The organism is Streptomyces sp. NBC_01481 (assembly GCF_026339995.1).
GTDB lineage: Bacteria > Actinomycetota > Actinomycetes > Streptomycetales > Streptomycetaceae > Streptomyces.
Genome location: NZ_JAPEPT010000003.1, coordinates 310,626 through 332,339, shown reverse-complemented (window position 1 = coordinate 332,339; position 21,714 = coordinate 310,626). Strand labels below are relative to the sequence as shown.

The following is a 21,714-nucleotide window of genomic DNA, read 5'->3' as shown; positions in this document are numbered from 1 at the left end:
ATCAGTGATCCGCATCACATGCCGGCCCGGAGCCGTGATGTTTTGACGGCCCGGTGCGCTGGGTAGTCCAGGCCGCCCAAGTGACGGGTGCGCCTCAAGTGAACGTATCGGAGAGGTGGGGCACTTGAGCCCGCGTAGGTCGCACGCGTACAAACCCCTGAGCATGAAGCGCCGAGCTTGGCTGACCCTGGGCGCGGTTGTCCTCGGCGGGGCGGGGGTGGTCACGATCGCCACGGCCAACCCGTCCGACTCGCCCAAGAATCCGCATCAGCAGGAGCGGCCGGCCAAGCTCCGCACACTGGGGCTCACCAAGGGCGGAGCCAAGGCCCGGGAGCTGCCGGCCACCGACACCGAGCCGTTCTCCGTCGTCGGAATCGGCTGGGACAGCTCCACGGCCAAGGTCGACGGCACGGCAGAGGTGCGTACGCGCAGCGCCGAGGACGGCAAGTGGTCCGGCTGGCAGGCGGTGGACCTGGAAGCACACCGGCCGGACGGTGCCGAGGGCACCGACCACGGCGCGTCCGAGCCACTGTGGGTCGGGCCTTCCACCGCCGTGCAGGTGCGCGTCGGCTCGGGCAAGGCACTGCCCAAGGACCTGAAGCTGCACATGGTCGACCCCGGTGTGAGCAAGGCCGAGGCCGAGAACCCGGCCGGCACGGACACGGACATGGACAACTCCGCCTTCGTGGTGGACGAGACCCCCTCCGGCTCCCCGAGCGATCCGGCCGCCCCGACGGATCCGGCATCGCCGTCCGACAGCGCCGTACCGACGGACACCGCGACGCCCACGGACCCGGCCACGCCGACCCCGACGGACTCGCCGGCCGACACCGCGTCCCCGAACTCGTCCCCGAGTCCGACGCCCACCAAACCGACCGCGCCGCCGTCCACGGTGAAGCGGCCGCCGATCGTCGACCGGGCCCACTGGGGCGCCGACGAGTCGCTGGTCGACGACCCCGCCGAGTACATCGACAAGGTGCAGGCGGTCTTCATCCACCACACCGTCGGCTCGAACAACTACAGCTGCGCCGAATCGGCCGCCCTGGTCCGCGGCATCATGACGTACCACATCCAGTCCGAGGGCTGGAACGACCTGGGCTACAACTTCCTGGTCGACAAGTGCGGCCAGATCTTCGAGGGCCGGGCCGGCGGCGTCGACCTGCCGGTCAAGGGCGCGCACACCTACGGCTTCAACAGCTACTCCACCGGCATCGCGCTGCTCGGTGACTTCGAGGGCGACGCCGCCACCGGCAAGCCGGCCGGACGGCCGACCACGGCCGCCATGCAGTCGGCCGCCCGTATCGCCGCCTGGAAGCTCGGCCAGTACGGCGGCAACCCCAAGGGCACCGTCACGCTGACCTCCATGGGCAACACCGGCAAGTGGACCCTTGGCCAGCAGGCCACGATGAACGTGATCTCCGGCCACCGCGACGCCTTCGCCACCGCCTGCCCGGGCAAGAACCTGTACGCCAAGCTCTCCTCGATCCGTGACTTCGCCGCGGGCGCCGGGCGCAACTCCGCGATTCCCACCTCCGACTTCGACCGGAACGGCATCAAGGACCTGGCCGTCGGCCTGCCGAAGATCGCGGCCAACGGCGGCGCGGTGACCGTCCTGCCCGGCGGCACGAGCGGCCCGGTCTCCGCCACCCGGCGCACCCTCACCCAGGCCTCCCCCGGCATCCCCGGCGAGAACGAGACCAGCGACAGCTTCGGCTCCTCGTCGGCGTACGGCGACGTCAACGGCGACGGCTACGCCGACCTCGCCATCGGCGCGCTCGGCGAGGACGACGACTCCGGCCACGGCGACACCGGCTCGGTCACCGTCGCATACGGCCCGGGGCTGGGCAGCGGGAAGCAGTACCTGACCTCGGCCGCCTACCGGCTGACCGGCGAGAAGCTCGGCTCCTCCGTCACCGTCGGCGACTTCAACGCGGACGGCAAGGCGGACATTCTCTCCATCGCCCCGGGCAAGCCGGGCCGCTGGTGGGTGTTCGAGGACAAGTCCGCCCTCCCCACCAAGGCCGGCTTCCTCAACACGACCGCGTACACCGCCGCCGTCTCCTACGCCGCAGCGGTCACCGGCGACTTCAACAAGGACGGCTACGCCGACGCCGCGATCAACTTCCGTGACCCGAGCGGGGTTTCGCGACTGCTGTGGCTCAAGGGCTCCGCGACCGGCCTGGTCCGCGTCGGCATCCTGGACGCGCGCGGCGGCCGTTCGCTCGCCGCTGGCGACCTGAACGGCGACGGCTACACCGACCTCGCCGTCGGCCAGCCGATCACCACGGAGTCGGGCCACGCCCTCACCGGCGGTGCGGTCACCGCGGTCTTCGGCTCGTCAACCGGGCTGACCTCGACCGGCCGCAAGACCTTCGGGCAGAACACCACCGGCGTCCCGGACACCGGCGAGAGCGGTGACGACATGGGTGCGTCCGTCTCCGTCGGCGATGTCAATCTCGACGGCTACGACGACATCCTCACCGGCCTGCCGGGCGAGGACCTCACCCGCGACGGTGTCTCGCAGGGCAACGCGGGCCAGGTCATCCTGCTGCGCGGCTCCTCCACCGGACCGACGGCCACCGGCTCGGTCGCGTACCACCAGGACACCACCGGGGTGCCCGGCTTCACCGAGCTCAACGACCGCCTGGGCTCAGCCGTCTCGCTCACCGACCTGTCGGGCTACGGCCGGGCGGATCTCGCCGTCGGAGCCGACGGTGAGGACGCGAACAACGGCACGATCCTCCAGCTCGACAACAGCAGCACGAGCGGGATCGTCACCGGCTCCGCCGTGTACTACGGCACGACGGCTCTGGGGGCGCCCAGCGGCGCCCGCATCGGCATCGTGCTGACGCCGTAGTCCGGCTGCCGCCGACGAACTGCGGCCGGGGTCCCACGAGTTGGGGCCCCGGCCGTTTCGTGTGGTCCCCCGGTCAGTCGGTCCGGGAGGTGAGGGGCTTCTGCCCGGGAGCCGCGCTGGACTCGTCGACATTCGCGTCCCTGGACGGGCGTTCCTTCGACGGCTGCGGGAGAGGCGGCTCGGCCAACAGGTCCGCGCAGTACGCGGCGACGGCGTCGGGACCGCCGGCGGCGTCCTCCAGTCGCTGCCAGGCCGGGCTGTCCGGACTCCCGGGGCGTCCCTGCCGCGCCTCGTACGCACGGCACTGCGCCAGCTGGTCCTTGGCGGTCGGAGGTCGCTCGTCGCCCGTGGGTCCGGTCGGTCCGACCTTCGGGGGGACGGGGACAAAGGGGCGCGGCGGGGCCGTGGTCCCCCCGCCCCGCGAGGGCGAAGCGCTCGGCACCGGCCCGGGCCCGCCCGGCGCGTCCCCGAACGGTGCCGGGATCGCGCCCGCCGCCATCGCCACGCCGCCCAGCGTCAGCGCGGCCACGAAGCCGCCCAGGCCCACCTTGATCCAGCGGGCCCCGGCCCGCGGCGGCGCGGGCCGCCAGTCGTCCCTGCGCCGGGTGGCCACGGCGGGCATCGCCGCGTCTCGTGCCGCCCGGAAGGCGGCGACGGCGCGCTGCTCTGCCTGCGGTGCCGCGGGCGCCGTGCGCGCAGCCGCAGCAAGCAGATCGTCGAGCGTCACAGCCGCCGTCACAGTCGGCGCCGCTGCCCGCATCGGAGTCCACGTCGGATTCCACGTCGGCGTGCGCGGCTCGTCACCGGGGTCCATGGCACCTCTGGATCGGTTCTCGGTCATCTCTTTCTCCCAGCGCACGGGAGTCCGAATCTGTCACGCGGCTTCGCCCGAGCGTCGCCAGATGTTTCTCCAGACGTCTCAGACCGCGGTGCGTGGCGGCGCGTACCGCGCCGGGCCGCTTGCCCAGCACCCGTGCCGTCGTGGGTCCGTCGAGACCGATGACGGTCTGCAGCAGGACCGCTTCCGCCTGCCCTCGGGGCAGGGTGGCGATCAGCGCGAGAGCCTGCGCGGTGGAGATGGTTTCGAAGGCCTCCGAGGCCGTGTCCTGCCTCGCGGGCAGCTCCATCAGATCCTGTTCGAGAAGCGTGCCGCGCGGGCGGCTCCCGAGCCGACGCAGATGGTCAATGGCACGGTTGCGCGCGATGCTCGCGGTCCAGGCACGGAAGCCTGCCCCGTCTCCTCGGAAGCGTCCCAGGTCACGTGCGATCTCCAGCCACGCGTCGGACGCGACGTCCTCGGCGTCGTCCCCGACCAGACCGCGCAGAAAGCCGAGCAGGCGAGGCTGCAGAAGCCGGAAGGCGGCCGCGAAGGCCGCCTCGTCCCCCTGCTGTGCCCGCGCGACGTCCTCACCGAGCTTCGCGTCGTACATCTCCGCACGGCGACCGCCCCGCACCTTGCCCACTCGTTCCTCTTCGTCGCCCCGCGTCACGGCACACCCGTACTGATGCCCCCTACACATGACTGCGCCGCGCCCCGCGGAAATGTCACATGCGTTCGAGCCGCCGCAGGGCTCGCGAGCCCTCCCGCGGCGGGCGAGGATGGAGGGTGATGGAGACAACGAGCACGGCCCCCGGCGTGACGTCGAGCCATGAGGTCTTCGGCGCACCGTGCTGGATCAGCCTGATGGCACGCGACCTTCAGGCCGCGCAGTCCTTCTACGGTGCGGTCCTCGGCTGGACCTTCCGGCGTGCCCGGCTCGGTGCCGCATTCCGGATCGCACATTTCGAGGGCACGCCCGTCGCCGGTATCGGCGCCCTCGGCCGCGCCCTGCGGGCCCCCGTCACATGGACGCCCTATTTCGCCGTCGCCGACGTGGACGAGACGGCGGCCCGGATCCGGGAGCGCAGCGCAACCGTCGCGGTGGGCCCGCTGCGCTTCCCGGTGGGCCGCGGCGCCCTGGCAGCGGACCGGGACGGCGCCGTGTTCGGCATCTGGGAGGGGCAGCTGGTCTCCAACTGGCAGGCCTGGCGCAAGAACGCGCCCGCCTGGCTGCGGCTGCGCACGCGCGACGCGTTCGAGGCGGCGATCTTCTACGGGGAGGTCCTCGACTGGGCCTCAGAGCGCTCCGGCTGCTGCCAGGTCGACTACCAGGAGGGCGAGGTGGTCCTGCACCAGCACGGTCAGGTGCTCGCCCGGCTCAGTTCGGGCGCGGTCGGCACGACACCCGACCCGCTGTTCCAGCCTCGCTGGCACGTCCACTTCCCCGTGGGCGATGTGCAGGCCACGGTCGAGGCCGCGCTGCTCCACGGCGGCTCGGTCCTCGGGCAGGGCCCGGCCCCCTACGGGGTGGAGGCGACGCTGCGCGATCCCGACGGCGCCCTGTTCACCGTCACGAGCCGCCCGGCGTCCAGCGCGTCGCGGTAGGGACCATCACGTCGCGGCAGGGACCTCACTTGGAGCCGAGCGGCCGCACCGTCATGGGCGTCCCGAGCACCTGATGGCCGCCACTGGCCAGCATGCGTACCTCTCCCCGGTCGCTGATCTCCGCGCGCACGATTCCAGTCTCGTCCTCGTAGATCGGATATCCCCCCGCGCCCGCCTGCGCGGTGCGGTGGACGATCACCGCATCGTCCTCCACGGCGGACGCCTGAAACACCAGCTCGTAGGTTTCCGGGTAATCCATGAGTGCCTCCCGACATCGTCCATCGTCGCGCAGACCGGCCCCCGGCGCCTATCGGAAGATCGCCATCGCCTGTACTTCGAGTACCGCGTCCTCGGCGTTCCAGTCCTGGACCTTGCCGAGGCAGCGGGCCGAGACGGTGCCCTGCAGGACCTCGTTGCGCAGTCCTTCCGTGGCGCAGGTGACCCGGACGCGAGGCCCCGCCGCGGGATCGGCCGGATCCGGCGCCGCCTGCCCGTTGGACAGCGCGGCATTGCGTCCGATGCCGATCACCGATATCGGTTCTGCCACTTGGGTGATGGTCACCGAGCTTTCCCCGTCCCGGTTGAGCGCGATGATCTGCGGCTGGGTTACGAACTGACCGGCCGGGTAGAGCAGCACCCGCTCGGTGTCCAGCTTGTTGGACTCCGCCCGCCTGGAACTGTGCCTGGTAGTTGACTCCTCGCCTCCCTGGGGGAGGGGATTCCTGGCTCACGTTGGCTGTGGACCGGCGGTCCGTCAGCTCTTACACGATCAGCACCAGCCGGGTTGAGACCAGAAAAGAGGTAGTGCGTGCTTGGTTCTCGCTCCGCACTGCGCGCAGTCCATCGTGGTGTGCGCGGGATGTACCAGGTGCACGGCAGGCCGAGCGCGGCACTCCCGTTACAGACGACGAATCACCCTGACCGCGATTCGTCTTCCCCCGCCCTGCACCGCAGGAGTCCCATTCCTCTCCGCCCCGAAGGCTCGGGCAACCTCGGAGGTACCCGAACAACTGCGCTGTCCGGCAGGAAAGTTGGGAACGCAGGACTATGCGCGCGGGGCAAGCTCGGCGGCGCCGAAGGAGACGTCGAAGCGGTCGCACCAGATGCTGACGCTGGTGTATCCGGTCAGATCGAGGTCCCGGGGCAGGGCGTAGTTCTGGTCGCCCTTGTTGCCCTTGAGCTTGCCGAGGCTGACGTGCTTGCCGTCGTCGAAGACCCGCCAGCCCGCCGTGCCCTGCTTCACGGGGGCGTCCGTGAGCAACACCCGCAGATCAGGACCGTTGCTGGTGTCCAGGTTTTCCAGCCGCAGAATGCGGGAGCCGTCGGGCAGCTCGACGATCCGGGCCGAGCCCGAGGTGTCGTGCTCGTGGCTGATGAGCGAGCCGGACGCGAGGATCCGCGGGTCGGCGGCGGCCGGCTCCCCGGCCGCAGGAGTCGCGGCGGCGGGGAGTGCGTCCCGTACCGTCTCGTCGACAAACAGCTTCCACGGCTGGAACCAGTAGACCCCCAGGCTCAGCCCCAGCGCACCGACGACCAGCACCGAGATGACCACAGGCCTCTTCAGCCACAACCGCACGCGTCCCACGACGTCCTCCCGATATCCGCCGGGCGCTGTGCCCTGGCCTGTCCATTCAACGGGACTTCGCTCCGTGACGGGCGGCCGGGGGGATGACGGAAGTCTTACGTCAGAAGCGGGCGTGCGCGGTGATGTCCGCGCCGAACTCCTCGATCATCGCGGGCGTCACGGTCGGGCGGCACTGGGCGATGGCCGTCAGATAGTCCTCGGTGTCCGCGCCGGGCGCCCTGCGCTCGCCCGTACCGATCGTCTCCAGGTCCCGCTCGAAAGCGGTCTGGGCGGCGATCCGGGCCGCGTGCTCGATGTCGGCGGGGGTGAACAGTTCGCTGGCGGCCACGAGGACCGGCACATCCGCATCGGGCCGGCCGTCGGTGTAGCGGGACCAGATGGCCGCACGCGCGGCCGTGTCGGGGGTGCCGATCGGGATCAGATAGTCGAACCTGCCGGGCCGCAGGAACGCCGGGTCGAGCGAGCGGATGGAGTTGGTGGCACAGACCAGCAGCCGCTCGTCCCTCTCCCGGAAGCCGGGGATGAGCTTGAGCAGTTCGTTGGTCACTCCGTGCATCCCGCCGCTCTGCGCGGGCTCGGTGCGCACCGGGGCGATCTCCTCGACCTCGTCGATGAAGACGAGGACGCGCTCCAGCTCGGCGATCCGGGCGAAGGCACTGCGCAGGGCGGCCGCCAGATTGCCCTCGTCGGCGAGCCGGGAGGGGAGCAGCTCGACGAAGGGCCAGCCGAGCTTGGAGGCGATGCCCCGGGCGAAGGTCGTTTTGCCGGTGCCGGGCGGGCCGAACAGCGCGATGGCCCGCGGCGGCCGGACCCCGTGCCTGGCGGCCCGCTCGGGCTCCGCGAGGGGCAGCACGACGCGCCGCTCGATGAGGTCCTTCTCCGCCTCCATGCCCGCGACCTCGGCCCACAGGCCGTTGGGCAGGAAGCGTCCGCCGAGGTCGTCCAGGAGGCCGGCGGCCGGGCCGTGGAGCGGCTCGACCTTTTCGAAGTAGGCCACGGCGGGCTGCCGGGTGTACCCCGCGTTGAGCAGCCCCTCGCCGAGCAGTTCCTCCTCGGGCAGCACATAGGCGATACGGCCCACCCGGGCGGCGAGTAGCCGGCGCTCCAGTTCCACCAGGAGGGCGCTGGCCAGGCCCCGGCCGCGCCACGCGGAGGAGATGGCGATACGCATCACCCAGGCCCGCTCACCGGACACGGTGGCGAGCGCCGCGCCGATGGGGACGCCCTGGTGGACGGCGACGACGGCGGGCTGGCGGGAGGTGAGCGCGCCGATGCACTCGGCGAGCGAGAAGACCGACTCCTGGCCGAGTTCGGCCGTGGTGTCGATCAGGTGGACAACTGCCGCGAGATCGCACTCTCGGTAGTCGTGGATGAGCCAGTTCACCGGTACCGCCCCTCGTTCGTGCCGTTCCGGTGAGGCTAGGGGCGGCCGTGCGGCGGGTCCTGCTCCATCGTGAACAACCCGGCGCGGCAAGTCCGACGTTTGGTCGGTAGCCAGATCTGCCTCTCCGGCCCGTGCCGTGGGCGGCCCTGGACTGCTCGCCGCAGACGCGAGCGGGAACTCACGCCCCCGCGATCAGACGGTCGACCGCCGCCGTGCCCGAGCTGTAGCCGGGTGCCATCGGCTGGGGCTGCTCTGCGGCCACCGGGACGGCGCGCTGCGCACGGGCCGGGACGAGCCCGCGCGCCGAGACCGGCTCCTGCGCCAGCGCCAGCATCGGCACCGCCGCCTGCACCTGGCCCTGTTCCGGAGGCAGCGGCTGCGCCGAGGGCACCTGGGACAGCATCGGGGCCATGGGCTGCGGAGGCGGCTCCGGAGCCTGGATGCGCCGCCCGTACAGCACCTGTTCCATCGCCTGCATGAGCCGCAGCACATCCTCCTGCGGTCTCACCACCAGCCGCAGGAACCGGCTCGAACTGCCGACCTTGTTGCTGCACTCGCGCACCAGCACGCCGTGCTCGGCGAGCAGCCGGTCCCGCAGGACCGAGCCGTCCACGCCCTCGGGAAGGCGTACGTACAGGAAGTTGCCCTGCGAGGGGTAGACGGTCATACCCGGCAGCTGGGAGAGCCGCCAGGTCATCTCCTGCCGGTCGCGGCGGGCCTGCTGAAGGCTGTCGGCGTACTCCTGACGGTGCTCCTTGAGCATGAACACCACAGTCTCGGCAAAGGAGTTGAGGTTCCACTTCGGCAGGGCGGAGCGCACCTTCCCGGCGAGGGTGGGATTCGAGACGAGATAGCCGAAGCGCACGCCGTGCAGACCGAAGTTCTTGCCCAGGCTGCGCAGCACGATCACGTTCGTCCGCAGCACGGCCTCCGAGGCGACGCTCGGCTCGGGCTCGGCGTCCGCGAACTCCAGGAAGGACTCGTCGACGACGACCAGATCCAGATCCTGGAGCTCGTCGAGGAGCGCGATGACCCGCTGCTTGGGCAGAAAGCCGCCGTCGGGGTTGTTGGGGTTGCAGATGACCGCCGCCCGCGAGCCGCGGCTCCGGATGAACTGCACGAAGGACGCCGTGTCCAGGCCGAACCCGTGCGCCTCGGGCAGCAGGAGCATGTCGACGCGCTTGCCGGACTCCATCGGCTGGTCGGTCCACCGCCCGAAGGTGGGCACGGGCACGGCCAGCGACTCGCGGACCAGCAAGTGGTCGATCCAGGTGATCAGTTCGGTGGATCCGTTGCCCATGGCGACGGTCTGCGGATTGAGGCCGAGTACCTGGCACAGCTCGGCGGTGATGGTGTCGGCCGAGCTCGGATAGTAGGTGAGGATCTCGCGCAGTCGGCTGCCGAGCATGTCGAACATCTCGGGGGTGGGGAAGTACGGATTGCACGGGATGCAGAAGTCTGTGATCTCTCCCGCCTGTCCACCGCCTGCCCTGTTCAAGGTGAAGTACGAAGGGCTGTGCGCGGTGGACGCGCGGAAGAGTGCCGTGACGTTGCCGCCGGCCATGGATCTGCCTCCCCTGCCTGCCAATGGCCCGTACGGATGCGCAGGGACCCTCCCGGAATACGGATGGGCCTGGGGTGATGTTCAACGACTACTGTGGACCGTGATGTTCACACCGTCGGGCCCCACGTTCCGAGAGCTCGCCGTACAGGCGCTCTCGTCGATCGAGCACGGCTATGACCTGCTCGCCCCGAAATTCGACGAGACGCCGTTCCGTACCCCCGACCGGATCCTCGATCCGGTGGTACGAGCGATCCGCCCGCTCGGGCCGTTCGGGTCGGGGCTCGACGTCTGCTGCGGTACGGGCGCGGGAGTGCGGGTGCTGCGAGAGCTGTGCGAGGACGAGGTCACGGGGGTCGACTTCAGCGCGGGCATGCTGGCCGAGGCGAAGGCCACGTACCCCTGGGCCACGTGGGTACAGGCGGACGCGCTCGCGCTCCCCTTCACCGAGGCCTTCGACCTGGCGGTGAGCTTCGGAGCCTTCGGCCATTTCCTGCCGAGTGAGCGCCCGGCGCTCTTCGCGCAGATTCGCCGGTCGCTGCGTCCCGGCGGCAGATTCGTCTTCCCGCTCCCGGCTCCGGCCCGGGTCGGATCACGCCTGTACTGGGCGCTGTGGGCCTTCGACGCGGCGATGCGCGTACGCAACCTGCTGTGGCGGCCGACGTTCGTCATGTACTACCGCACCTTCCGGCTCTCCGACGTCATGTCCGAACTGGGACGGGCGGGGTTCATGGTGGAGCTGCGGCCGCTCGAAGAGCTGGGGCGCCTGAAGGACGGCAGCCCGCGGTGCCGGCTGGTGCTGGCTACCCGCCTGGGCTGAGCCCCGGCCCACGGCTCGCGGGACGGTCAGTCGCGCGGGCGCGGAGAGGCATGCGTGGCCCGAGCCGGGCGAGCAGCAGGGCCCGGTCCGCGGCGAAAACGGGGTCCGCCTGGTAGTCGTCATGGCCGAGGATGGGCGCGTACAGCGGATGCTTGGGGGTGCGGCCGAAGGCGAGCGGGTCGCGCAAGGGGCTGCTGTCCACCGCACTGAGCTCCGTGTCGATGGCGATCGGCCCCCCGATCGGGTCGGTACGCCGCCACAGATTCCGCCAGATCGCTAACTCCCCTTCCATCATGCGCAGTTGAGACGGACCGAAGTAGGCGGGGAAATAGCGTCCGTAGATCCGCGCCAGCGGTGATCCGTACGTCAGAAGTGAGATACGACGGCGGTACTCCGGCGCCAGTTGAAACGCGGCCGCCGCCGCGAGGACCGAGCCCTGCCCGTGGCCGGAGAGCAGCAGGCGTCCCCCGGTGCTGCGCAGCCAGGTCAGCATGCGCCACTGCAGATCGGGCACGGCTCGCTCCGCCAGACAGGGCGGAGCGAAGGGGTGTGCGGCGCGCGGCCAGAACGTACTGATGTCCCACAGCAGTCCGACCGAGCGACGGGAGGCGGGCCATGCGTACGCCGCCCACCCGGCCAGGAACACCAGGGCATAGAGCAGTGGGCCCAGCCAGGTACCGAGCCCGGCCAGCGCATCCACGAAACGGCGGCTGTAGGCGAAGGCGTCCGTTGCGCCGATCGCGATCTGACCGAAGTGCAGAGCCGCCATGCCGCCGGACGCGGCCAGCAGCACCGGAACGGTCTCGGTGAGGGCAGCCGAGCTGTGGGCGCGGGCGATTTCGTCGCTGCGCAGCAGATCAGGCGCTTCGCCCTGATAGTCGTGCTCCACGACGAAGCGCAGATGACGGACCCTTCGTGCGTGATGGACGCTGACGGCCACGGCGAAAACGACGGCAAGCAGCACCAGCAGCACCGGGCCCCACGCCGCGACCTCGATGAGCGGCAGCGGCCCCGCGATGGAGCCCCATCCTGGTGTACGGCCTCCTTCCAGGATGTCCGCGACCACGAGGACAAGGACCGCCGAGAAGATGGTGGCCAGCCAGCATGCGAGCAGCGCCACGACCGGTCCGCCGAGGCCGCGCAGCGCGACCCTGCCGTAAACGCGCCTCGCCGCGAGCGGCACACAGCAGGCGAAGAGCCCCGCGGCCAGAGTCATCTCGCCCACGAGGAGTCCGGCGAGCAGCGCTTCGATGCCCGGGAGCCGGCCGGTGGCGACCCAGCCCGGCCGCGCAAGGAAAGCGTCGACGAACGTGAGCACGAGCAGACACAGCGAGAGTCTCGGGGAGTACGCCGCGATCCGGCTGCGTCCTGAGGCGAGGTAGCGCTCGCTGCGGCCCGCTCGGACAACCTCCGAGACGGCGACGGTGGCGGCCAGCAGCACCAGGCCGATGAGAGCCCACTCGAAGCCGGTGAACAGAGCGCTGCCGTGCTTCCGGCCGGGCCCGGCCAGCGCAGCCAGGAGCAGCAGGGACAAGGTGGAGATCGCCAGCGTGGTGTGCGCGGACCGCAGCCGCAGGACCTGCCTGCGGCCGTACCAGAACCCCGGCCGGGAAAGGGCGGGGCCGAAGGGTCCTTCGTCGTATTCCGGTCGGAGGCCCGAGAGCGCCGGCCGCAGCGCCTCGGTCCGCGCCCATGTGCGCTGACCCAGCCGCGCCATCAGGACGACGACGAACAGCGGAAGGAGCGCACCGAGTGCCAGCGACGGACCCGGCCGCGCCCACCAACTGCCGTTCGCCGGACTGAGGAAGAGCAGCCAGGTGTTCTCCTCCACGCAGGACCGGCTGGCCGCCGCGCACTGCCACACCATCAGATCCATGCTCATCTCGGCGAGGTACGCGACGAGCTGAACGGTGAGGGCAGCCGCGAGCAGCCGCATCATCACGGCGTAGCTTCGGGCGACGTGCGACCGACCGCGCCCTGCGGTGCCGTCGGCCTGGGGCAGCATCCAGGAAGCCAGATTCATCAGCAGAAAGGGCCCCAGGAACAGCCACAGCCCACGCATCCGGCCCTCCCCCACCCGCGACCCCCAGGTGTACGTCTCCGGGATGGGGCGGCCTCGGTACTCGTCGGGGCGCTGCTCGCCGTCGACATCGTCCGCGCGCCGGTGCAGCCGGGTCCTGCGGTCGCCCCCGATCTGGATCATCCGGGGGTCCCCGAGCAGATACTGCGGGTCGGCCGGCTGCGTACCGGGGACAATCAGCTCAAGGGTCATGGGCTCGTCGGCCGCAGCCGGACGGATCGCGCCCCAAGCTTCACTCACTGTCCCCCCTTGGACACTCTGTGCCCGCTACTCTGCCGCACAGGGACGGAACGCGGGTAGGGGGACCTGATGGCCGGTGAGGAAGTCCTGACAGCAGTCGAACTCCCGGACGGGACACGGCTGATGCTGCAGGCGGTCAATGTCGCGCCGGAGAGGGCGGGGGCCGGGCCCGAGGACGGTGAGGGCGAGCCTCTGGAGGAGGAGATCGGCCTTCTGTCCTTCAATCTCGACGAAGTCACCGAGGCGCTCGGCACCTTCGCCCAAGGTGTCACGGGCGCGCTGCGCCGGGCCAAACCCCATCGTCTCACTGTGGAGTTCGGCTGCCAGGTCGGTGTCGAGACCAGCGGTCTTGTCGCTCTCATCACCAAGGGATCGGTGGACGCGAACCTGACGGTCACGATGGAGTGGGACTGGACGGCACAGCAGCCGGACGGGTCCGTCGGCACGGGCGGCACGGGCGGCTCCGGCGGCGGCAACTGAGCGCGCCGGGCGGCGCGATGGACCCGGCACAGGCGTGGGAGCGCCTCAAGTCGACGCTCAACGGCACGACCGTGGCTCTGCACAGCTCCCGGCAGGGTGCGAAGGAGCACGGCACCGGCTTCTTCGTCGGCCCCGGGCTCATCCTGACCTGCGCCCATGTCGTACTGCCGGGCGACAGGGCCGCGGAGCACGTGGAAGGGGTCTGGCGCCGGGGCACGGAGCAGGGCTCCCTCGACTTCTCCGTGGACGACATCGACGTGAGGCCGTTCGACGGCGGGCGGGGTCCCGATCTGGCGCTGCTTCGGGTGTCCGGCGGCCCGCCGCGGGACCAGCCGTGCGTCGCGCTGTCCCGCGGCTCCGGCCTCCCGCCCGGCGGCCAGAAGCTGTACGCGCACGGGCACCCGGGCCATGACTACTCCGGAGGCGACAGCTTCACCCTGGAGATCGTCGGCGGCTCCTGGCACAAGAGCGGGGCCAAGCTCCTCAAGGTGGGCGGATCCGAGCTGTGGGCAGGGGCCAGCGGCTCGCCGGTGATCGACGAGAAGTCCGGCTGTGTCATCGGAGTCGTACGCGCCAAACAGCGCAGAACGGTCCCCACGGCGGACCACGAGTCCCGTCTGGTGCCGGCTCATGTCGTCTGGGACACCTTTCCGCTGCTGGGTCAGGAGCAGCGGATCGGCTACGGCCCGCTCGACGACTGGGTCGGGCTGCTCAATGACGGGCAGCTGCGGGAGGGCAACTGGAAGTGGACCGGGCCGGATCTGACGGGCTATCTCACCCTGTTGCGCGAGGCCACCGCGCGCCACGGCTATGTGGACGTCCTGCAGAGGGTGCTACGCGGCGGGTCCGGAGAGTCCGGCGGCCCACCGCTGTCGACGGCCGGCTTCCGGGTGCCTGTCCGCGCCAAGCCGGGGCACGACGCGGAGAAGAATGGTGGTGCCGACTGCCGGCCGCTGGACGCGGCCGCGCTGCTGCCCGGTGCACACATCGTCGGCGAGGCCGGCACCGGAAAGTCGACTCTGTTGCGCGCGGTTGCCCGCGACTCGGCACAGGAATGGCTCGCCGGCACGGTCGGCGACTATGTGCCTGTGTATGCCCCGGCACCCCTTCTGGCCGACGGAATCGGCACCGAGTCCTGGGATCCCCATCGCTGGCTGTCGCGTGCCGTGAGCTGGGACCTGAGCGATGCCGCCGCCAAGCGGTCGGGCGACATACGGTTCCAACAGGTGCTGCCCCAGCCGGCGGCCTTCGAGGAGCCGCCCTTCCCGGCCAGGAAGTGGCTCGTACTGATCGACGGTGTGGACGAGGTGGACCGGGGGCGCCGGAAACAGGTGCAGGGTGCGCTCGCCGCTTTCGCCAATGCCCCGCAGTTCACGCTTGTGGTGGCCAGCCGCGACCCGTTCCGGGACGGTGACGACATCGAGCTGCCGAGTCTGGAGACTCTGCGGCTGTGCCGGCTCAGTGGGCAGGTGCGGCGTCAACTGGCCGAGAATTACCTCGCCACCTTCGGCGCCGACACCGCCACCGTCGACATCTTCCTCGGCGAGCTCGAACGCCTCGGCCTCTCGGAGCTGGCGATGCGGCCGTTGTTCTGCGTCGTCCTGTGCGCGGTGTATGTGACGAGTGGTGCCGACGGACTGGAGGGCGGCCGGTTCAAGCTCTTGGAACGGCTGACGGAGATCCTCCTGACCGGTGCCGAGCAGCAGGGAGCCGGCGCCGCTCCCCTCTCCCGAAAGGAGCTCCGCCGGGTGCTCGCGGCTCATGCGGGCGAGCTGCGTGATCCGCTGCTCGCGCTGCGGCCGAGCCTGGAAGAACTTCTCCATCAAGTGCCCTCGGAGCTGCGGGTGCAGTCGGGGAGCAGGCCCTGGATCGAGGACGTCCAGATATTTCTGTACGCGACGGGGCTGGTCGCGTCCGATGCCCCAGAGGACCAGCCCTTCAGCCATGAGCTGCTCGTCGACTACTTCGCCGCATGCCGGTGGGCGAGCACGACGCCCCTGGACAGCAGGGCGGTACGGCAGGTCGCCGAGGACTGCATGAAGCGTGACAAGGAGTCGTACGCGCTCTTCCGCGCGGCCCATCTGCTGACGACCGCTCCCGGTCTGATCGCCGACGAGCTCGGCGCCTGGTCCGCGCGCCGTCGCCATCAGGCGGCGGTGATGATCACCAAGCTGGCGGCGGAGGCGGCACCGGTGCCGCCTCCGCTGGCGCGGGCGGCCGTGCGTGTGCTGGAGCGCTGGGCCCGCAAGGCGAAGCCGGGCGTGCCGCCGCCTCTGCGCTCGCCGGATCTGCCGACGGCTCCGGGATGGCCGGAGTGGGCGGCGGCGAGGGTCGCCGCCGCTCCCGTTGCCCAACTCCGGCACAAGGGGCTGGAGTTGAGGGATCCCGGGCAGTGAGAGTCCGGGATCCGTCCTGCCTCACAGAGCGGTGAGCCGCTCCAGCGGGAACGGCGGCTGCGCCAGGGGGCGCACCGCCAGCCGGGTCAGCGGCAGGGCGTTGTCGTCGCCCGCCGTGCTGGCCCACGGCCCTGCCCGGCAGCGGCTGCTGAGCCGGATCACGCTCGCGGCATGGACCCTCGCCACCGTTTCCCGCGCGGTGCCCCACCTCACCCACATCCAGGAGAACCTGGCCTCCGACGCCGGATACCCGGTCCAACTGGCCCTGTTCGGCTGGGTCTACGCACTGTGCCCGGTCCTGACGCTCATCGCCGTCGGCGCGGGGGCGTCTTCCGCGGCCGTCCGGGACCGGGGGCTGCACGGCCGGTCCCCGGGCGGTGTGGGAGCAGGCAGGGGCTGACGTCCCCGTACCTGCTCAGGCCACGGAACCTATCCGGCCCGCCGGAACCTCCGTGCCGTCGTGGTGGATGGGCGTGTGCGCGCCCGTCAGGGAGACTCCGCTGCCCCCGCGTCGGTTCGCCACGATCTCCGCCGCGATCGACAGCGCCGTCTCCTCCGGCGTACGCGCGCCGAGGTCCAGGCCGATGGGGCTGCGCAGGCGGGCCAGTTCGAGTTCCGTGACGCCGACCTCGCGCAGGCGCTTGTTGCGGTCCTCGTGCGTGCGGCGTGAGCCCATGGCGCCGACGTACGCGACGGGAAGCCTGAGGGCCAGTTCGAGCAGGGGCACGTCGAACTTGGCGTCGTGGGTGAGGACGCAGAGGACCGTACGCCCGTCCACCTCCGTCGACTCCAGATAGCGGTGCGGCCAGTCGACCACGATCTCGTCCGCCTCCGGGAAACGCGCGGCGGTCGCGAAGACAGGTCGCGCGTCGCAGACCGTGACGTGGTGGCCGAGGAACTTTCCGACCCGTACCAGCGCCGACGCGAAGTCGATCGCGCCGAAGACGATCATCCGCGGAGCGGGCACCGAGGACTCGACGAGAAGGGTCAGCGGGCGGCCGCAGCGCGCGCCGTCCTCGCCGATCGTGACGGTGGCCGTGCGGCCCGCGTCAAGAAGGGCCCGGGCCTCGCCCGCCGCGGTGCGGTCCAGTTCCGGGTGGCCGCCGAGGGCGCCTTCGTACGAGCCGTCGGGCCGCACCAGCAGCGCCCGGCCCATCAGTTCGGGCGGTCCGTCGGTGATGCGGGCGAGCGCCGCCGCCTCTCCCTGGGCGGCGGCCGCGAGTGCCGCGGGGAAAACCCCGCCGCGTACCGGGGTGACCAGGATTTCGATGATGCCGCCGCAGGTCAGACCGACGGCGAAGGCGTCCTCGTCGCTGTAGCCGAACCGCTCGAGGACGGTGAGACCGTCCTCGAGCGACTGCTGACACAACTCGTACACCGCGCCTTCGACACACCCTCCGGAGACCGACCCGATCGCGGTGCCGTCGCTGTCCACGGCGAGTGCCGCGCCGGGCTGCCGGGGGGCGCTGCCGCCGACGGCCACCACGGTGGCGACGGCGAACTCGCGTCCCTGCTCGACCCACCGGTTCAGCTCGTCGGCGATGTCCAGCATGTCGGTCTCCTCAGGGGTGTGTGTGAGGGCGGAGGGGAGCTAGGGCCTGTCGTTCGGATCTTGCCGGGTTCGCGTGCCCTGGCACGCACGCTCGCTGCGTTGTCGTCAGTCGCCGACGCTCCGCGTCGGCTCCTTTCTCCGCCTTGCGATCCCACGCACCAGACCCCGCTCACTGATCCGGCCTGATCCAAACGACAGGCCCTAGTTGACTCCCAGCCAGCCCTCGATCGGGTGAAGGGCGAAGTACGCCAGGAAGACGGCGGACAGCACCCACATCAGCCAGCCGATGTCGCGGGCCCGGCCCTGGACGGTCTTGATCAGGACGTGGGCGATGACGCCCGCCGCGATGCCCGCGGTGATCGAGTACGTGAAGGGCATCAGCACGGTCGTGAGGAAGACCGGGATCGAGGTCGCCTGGTCGTTCCAGTCGATGTGCTTGGCGTTCGTCAGCATCATCGCGCCGATGACGACGAGCGCGGCGGCGGCCACCTGGGTGGGGATGACCTGGGCCAGCGGGGTGAAGAACAGGCAGAGCGTGAAGGCGAGACCGGTGATGACACTGGCGAGGCCGGTGCGCGCACCGTCGCCGACGCCCGCGGTGGACTCGACGAACACCGTCTGGCCGGAGGCACCGGCGAGACCGCCCAGCGCGCCACCCGCACCGTCGATGGCGAGCGCCTTGTTGAGACCGGGCATCTTGCCCTTGTCGTCGGCGAGGTTGGCCTGCTGGCCGATGCCGATGATGGTGCCCATGGCGTCGAAGAAGCCGGCCAGCACCAGGGTGAAGACGATGACGCCGACGGTGATGCCACCGACGCTGCCGATTCCGCTGAAGGAGACACTGCCGAAGAGGCCGAAGTCAGGGGTGCTGACGATGGAGCCGGTGATCTCGGGCGCGTTCAGTCCTCCCCAGGCCTTCTTGTCGAGGCCGGCGAACTGGTGGACCAGCGCCGCGAAGACGGTGCCGCCGACGATGCCGATCAGGATCGCGCCGGGGACCTTGCGGACCTGGAGCAGGAAGATCAGCAGGACGGTGACGGAGAAACAGAGCACCGGCCAGCCGGTGAGCATGTCACTCGTACCGAGCTGGATCGGCTTCGCGCCGGAGAGGCCGCCGGGGCCGGGCATGGAGGTGACGAAGCCCGCCTGGACCAGGCCGATGAGGCAGACGAAGAGGCCGATGCCCATGGTGATGGCGTGCTTGAGCGCCAGTGGGATGGCGTTCATGATCAGCTCGCGCAGACCGGTGACAACGAGCAGGACGATCACGAGACCGTAGATGACGCACATGCCCATCGCGTTTTCCCAGGTCATCTCCGGAGCGACCTGGAATGCCATGACGGCGGAGACGCTGAGTCCCGCGGCGAGGGCGAGCGGCACATTGCCGATGAAGCCCATCACGATGGTGGTTGCGGCGGCGGCGAATACGGTCGCGGTGGTCAGCTGATCACCGTCGAGCTTGTGACCGGCCGCATCGGGAACCGACAGAATCACCGGGTTGAGAAGGATGATGTACGCCATCGCCATGAAGGTGGTGATGCCGCCACGCACCTCCCGACCGACGGTCGAACCGCGCTGGGTTATGTGGAAGTACCGGTCGAGCCAAGACCGCCCGGCGGGCTGGCGCGTTCCCGCGCCGGCGTCCTCCGCCGTGGTCCTGGTCTCAAGGGACTGCTGGGTCATGGTGCCTACTCCCAAGGTTCACAGGGGCACCCGCATGGGGACTCGAGATTGCGGGATTTGGGATGGTGCGTGGGCTGCACGACCCGGGGGACGGCCCGAGGCGAACTTGGTTGGTGCTGCATCACTGCTGGGTTACCGCTGGTTTACTGCGGGGTTTTCCAGAGACCGCGAGCGGTGCGGTACTGGGGTTCTCCGGGCAGCGCGACGGGCCGGGAATTGTGACGTTCTCGAAGTCGCGGCGCACCGCCCGGAGAGTTCAGGTATCAGGTACCGGTGAGGTGCTCGGGGCGGACCGGTGTCCTGTTCAGCTCCAGACCCGTCGCGTTCCGGATCGCCGCGAGGACGGCCGGAGTTGACGAGAGGGTCGGGGCCTCGCCGATGCCGCGCAGCCCGTAGGGCGCGTGGTCGTCGGCCAGTTCGAGTACGTCGACGGGGATGGTCGGCGTGTCGAGGATGGTGGGGATCAGATAGTCCGTGAAGGAGGGGTTGCGCACCTTCGCGGTCTTCGGGTCGACGATGATCTCCTCCATGACCGCCACGCCCAGGCCCTGGGTGGTGCCACCCTGGATCTGGCCGACGACGGACAGCGGGTTGAGTGCCTTGCCGACGTCCTGGGCGCAGGCCAGTTCGATGACCTTGACCAGGCCGAGCTCGGTGTCCACCTCCACCACGGCGCGGTGCGCGGCGAAGGAGTACTGGACGTGGCCGTGGCCCTGGCCGGTGACGAGGTCGAAGGCCTCGGTGGGGCGGTGACGCCACTCGAGCTCCAGGTCGACCGCCTCGTCCTCGAGGACGTCCACCAGGTCGGCGAGGACCTCGCCGCCGTCGGTGACGACCTTGCCGCCTTCGAGCAGCAGCTCGGCGGTGGCCCACGCGGGGTGGTACGAGCCGAACTTGCGGCGGCCGATCTCCAGGACCTTCTCGCGGACGTTCTCGCAGGTGTGCTTCACCGCGCCGCCCGTCACGTACGTCTGGCGGGATGCCGACGTCGAACCGGCGGAGCCGACCTGGGTGTCGGCCGGGTGGATCGTCACCTGCGTGACGCCGAGCTCGGTGCGGGCGATCTGCGCGTGGACGGTGACACCGCCCTGGCCGACCTCCGCCATCGCGGTGTGCACGGTCGCGACCGGCTCGCCGCCCACAACCTCCATGCGCACGCGCGCCGTTGAGTAGTCGTCGAAGCCCTCGGAGAAACCGACGTTCTTGATGCCGACCGCGTAGCCGATGCCGCGGACGACGCCCTCGCCGTGCGTGGTGTTGGACAGACCGCCCGGCAGGGCGCGTACGTCCGCCTCCTCGCCGGCGGCGAGCCACTGCTGCTCGGGCGGCAGCGGCATGGCCTTGACACGGCGCAGCAACTCGGCGACCGGGGCCGGGGAGTCGACCGGCTGGCCGGTCGGCATGATCGTGCCCTGCTCCATGGCGTTGAGCTGCCGGAACTCGACCGGGTCCATGCCCAGCTTCGCCGCCAGCTTGTCCATCTGCGCCTCGTACGCGAAGCACGCCTGGACCGCGCCGAAGCCGCGCATGGCGCCGCAGGGCGGGTTGTTGGAGTAGAGCGCGAGCGCCTCGATGTCGACGTCGTCGACGACGTACGGGCCGACGCTCAGGGAAGCGGCGTTGCCGACGACCGCAGGGGAGGCCGACGCGTACGCGCCGCCGTCGAGGACGATCCTGCACTTCATGTGCGTGAGCTTGCCGTCCTTGGTGGCGCCGTGCTCGTAGTGGAGCTTCGCCGGGTGCCGGTGCACGTGTCCGAAGAAGGACTCGAACCGGTTGTAGACGATCTTGACGGGCTTGCCGGTACGCAGGGCGAGCAGGCAGGCGTGGATCTGCATCGACAGGTCCTCGCGGCCGCCGAACGCGCCGCCGACGCCGGAGAGCGTCATCCGCACCTTGTCCTCGGGCAGGCCGAGGACGGGGGCGATCTGGCGGAGGTCGGAGTGCAGCCACTGGGTGGCGACGTACAGCTCGACGCCGCCGTCCTCGGACGGCACGGCGAGGCCGGACTCGGGGCCGAGGAAGGCCTGGTCCTGCATGCCGAAGGTGTACTCGCCCTTGACGATCACGTCGGCGCGCTTCGCGGCCTCGTCGGCGTTGCCGCGGACGATGGGCTGGCGGTGCACGATGTTCGGGTGCGGGACATGGCCGATGTGGTGGTCGTCGCGGCCCTCGTGGACCAGGATCGCGCCGGGCGCGGTCGCGGACGCCTCGTCCGTGATGAGCGGCAGCTCGGCGTACTCGATCTTGATCTTGGCGGCGGCGCGGCGCGCGGTCTCCGGGTGGTCGGCGGCGACCAGGGCCACCGGCTCGCCGTGGTGACGGACCTTGCCGTGGGCGAGAACCGGGGTGTCCTGGATCTCCAGGCCATAGTTCTTCACCGCGGTGGGCAGGTCGTCATAGGTCAGCACGGCGTAGACGCCGGGCATCGCGACGGCCTCGCCGATGTCGATCGACTTGATCTCGGCGTGCGCGACGGTGCTGCGGAGCGTGTGGCCCCAGAGCATGTCCTCGTGCCACATGTCCGAGGAGTACGCGAACTCGCCGGTGACCTTGAGGGTGCCGTCGGGCCGCAGCGTCGACTCGCCGATGCCGCCCTTGGTCTGCGAGCCCTGGGTGAGGTTCGTGGGGGTTCCGGTGGTGGCCATGGC

General features: G+C 70.6%; 17 protein-coding genes and 2 pseudogenes. 6 read left to right on the top strand and 13 right to left on the bottom strand.

Annotated features, from left to right (window positions below; genetic code table 11):
- Positions 1 to 163: 163 nt before the first annotated feature.
- On the top strand, positions 164 to 2,857 hold the full coding sequence (locus tag OOK40_RS18045; RefSeq protein WP_266482534.1) for an FG-GAP-like repeat-containing protein: 2,694 nt from the start codon (positions 164 to 166) through the stop codon (positions 2,855 to 2,857).
- 73 nt (positions 2,858 to 2,930) lie between these two features.
- Here the strand turns inward: OOK40_RS18045 and OOK40_RS18040 are convergent, their stop codons facing one another.
- Together OOK40_RS18040 and OOK40_RS18035 are read right to left on the bottom strand one after the other, a co-directional pair.
- Positions 2,931 to 3,698 carry a hypothetical protein gene (locus OOK40_RS18040; RefSeq protein WP_266482532.1) on the bottom strand — a complete coding sequence of 256 codons (768 nt, stop codon included), beginning with the start codon at positions 3,696 to 3,698 and terminating at the stop codon, positions 2,931 to 2,933.
- Entirely contained in the window at positions 3,658 to 4,287 is a 630-nt protein-coding gene (locus OOK40_RS18035) for an RNA polymerase sigma factor (protein WP_266484396.1), read from the bottom strand. The genes OOK40_RS18040 and OOK40_RS18035 overlap by 41 nt, the downstream gene beginning before the upstream one ends.
- Before the next feature lie 179 nt (positions 4,288 to 4,466).
- Between OOK40_RS18035 and OOK40_RS18030 the strand changes: the two genes are divergently transcribed.
- A complete protein-coding gene (locus OOK40_RS18030; RefSeq protein WP_266482529.1) occupies positions 4,467 to 5,282 on the top strand; it encodes a VOC family protein in 816 nt (271 codons plus the stop codon).
- A 25-nt stretch (positions 5,283 to 5,307) separates the two neighbouring features.
- On the opposite strand, the gene OOK40_RS18025 is transcribed toward OOK40_RS18030, so the two are convergent.
- From OOK40_RS18025 to OOK40_RS18000, 6 genes and pseudogenes are all read right to left on the bottom strand, one after another.
- Positions 5,308 to 5,541, bottom strand: a complete 234-nt coding sequence (locus OOK40_RS18025; protein ID WP_142213014.1) for a DUF6296 family protein — start codon at positions 5,539 to 5,541, stop codon at positions 5,308 to 5,310.
- A gap of 48 nt (positions 5,542 to 5,589) precedes the next feature.
- On the bottom strand, positions 5,590 to 5,919 hold the full coding sequence (locus tag OOK40_RS18020) for a hypothetical protein (RefSeq protein WP_266484523.1): 330 nt from the start codon (positions 5,917 to 5,919) through the stop codon (positions 5,590 to 5,592).
- Positions 5,889 to 6,156: pseudogene (locus OOK40_RS18015) on the bottom strand (hypothetical protein); the annotation flags it as partial. The gene OOK40_RS18020 and the pseudogene OOK40_RS18015, both read right to left, overlap by 31 nt.
- A 171-nt stretch (positions 6,157 to 6,327) precedes the next feature.
- Positions 6,328 to 6,867, bottom strand: coding sequence for a DM13 domain-containing protein (locus OOK40_RS18010; protein ID WP_266482526.1), 540 nt, complete (start codon positions 6,865 to 6,867; stop codon positions 6,328 to 6,330).
- 100 nt (positions 6,868 to 6,967) lie between these two features.
- Positions 6,968 to 8,251: an ATP-binding protein gene (locus tag OOK40_RS18005; protein ID WP_266482524.1), complete on the bottom strand. Its 1,284-nt coding sequence runs from the start codon at positions 8,249 to 8,251 to the stop codon at positions 6,968 to 6,970.
- Positions 8,252 to 8,429: 178 nt separating this feature from the next.
- Positions 8,430 to 9,815, bottom strand: a complete 1,386-nt coding sequence (locus OOK40_RS18000; protein WP_266482522.1) for a histidinol-phosphate transaminase — start codon at positions 9,813 to 9,815, stop codon at positions 8,430 to 8,432.
- Positions 9,816 to 9,918: 103 nt separating this feature from the next.
- Here OOK40_RS18000 and OOK40_RS17995 point away from each other — a divergent pair, with 103 nt between their 5' ends.
- Complete coding sequence (locus OOK40_RS17995) at positions 9,919 to 10,632, top strand: class I SAM-dependent methyltransferase (RefSeq protein WP_266482519.1); 714 nt, start codon at positions 9,919 to 9,921, stop codon at positions 10,630 to 10,632.
- On the opposite strand, the gene OOK40_RS17990 is transcribed toward OOK40_RS17995, so the two are convergent.
- On the bottom strand, positions 10,616 to 12,952 hold the full coding sequence (locus tag OOK40_RS17990; protein WP_266482517.1) for a hypothetical protein: 2,337 nt from the start codon (positions 12,950 to 12,952) through the stop codon (positions 10,616 to 10,618). The two genes, OOK40_RS17995 and OOK40_RS17990, sit on opposite strands and share 17 nt — an antisense overlap.
- 69 nt (positions 12,953 to 13,021) lie before the next feature.
- On the opposite strand from OOK40_RS17990, the gene OOK40_RS17985 reads away from it, so the two are divergent.
- Positions 13,022 to 13,432, top strand: a complete 411-nt coding sequence (locus tag OOK40_RS17985) for a CU044_2847 family protein (protein WP_266482514.1) — start codon at positions 13,022 to 13,024, stop codon at positions 13,430 to 13,432.
- 17 nt (positions 13,433 to 13,449) lie between these two features.
- A complete protein-coding gene (locus OOK40_RS17980; protein ID WP_266482511.1) occupies positions 13,450 to 15,828 on the top strand; it encodes a serine protease in 2,379 nt (792 codons plus the stop codon).
- A 21-nt stretch (positions 15,829 to 15,849) separates the two neighbouring features.
- Here OOK40_RS17980 and OOK40_RS35290 read toward each other — a convergent pair.
- A pseudogene (locus OOK40_RS35290) lies at positions 15,850 to 15,939 on the bottom strand (RNHCP domain-containing protein); the annotation flags it as partial.
- Positions 15,940 to 16,027: 88 nt separating this feature from the next.
- On the opposite strand from OOK40_RS35290, the gene OOK40_RS35285 reads away from it, so the two are divergent.
- Positions 16,028 to 16,228, top strand: a complete 201-nt coding sequence (locus OOK40_RS35285) for a hypothetical protein (protein WP_323136074.1) — start codon at positions 16,028 to 16,030, stop codon at positions 16,226 to 16,228.
- A 15-nt stretch (positions 16,229 to 16,243) separates the two neighbouring features.
- Here the strand turns inward: OOK40_RS35285 and OOK40_RS17970 are convergent, their stop codons facing one another.
- The 3 genes from OOK40_RS17970 to OOK40_RS17960 all read right to left on the bottom strand — a co-directional run bounded on the left by OOK40_RS17970 (position 16,244) and on the right by OOK40_RS17960 (position 21,711).
- Positions 16,244 to 17,380, bottom strand: a complete 1,137-nt coding sequence (locus OOK40_RS17970) for an XdhC/CoxI family protein (protein WP_266482507.1) — start codon at positions 17,378 to 17,380, stop codon at positions 16,244 to 16,246.
- 201 nt (positions 17,381 to 17,581) lie between these two features.
- On the bottom strand, positions 17,582 to 19,063 hold the full coding sequence (locus OOK40_RS17965; protein WP_266482504.1) for an NCS2 family permease: 1,482 nt from the start codon (positions 19,061 to 19,063) through the stop codon (positions 17,582 to 17,584).
- A gap of 263 nt (positions 19,064 to 19,326) precedes the next feature.
- Positions 19,327 to 21,711: a xanthine dehydrogenase family protein molybdopterin-binding subunit gene (locus tag OOK40_RS17960; RefSeq protein WP_266482502.1), complete on the bottom strand. Its 2,385-nt coding sequence runs from the start codon at positions 21,709 to 21,711 to the stop codon at positions 19,327 to 19,329.
- Positions 21,712 to 21,714: the final 3 nt, after the last annotated feature.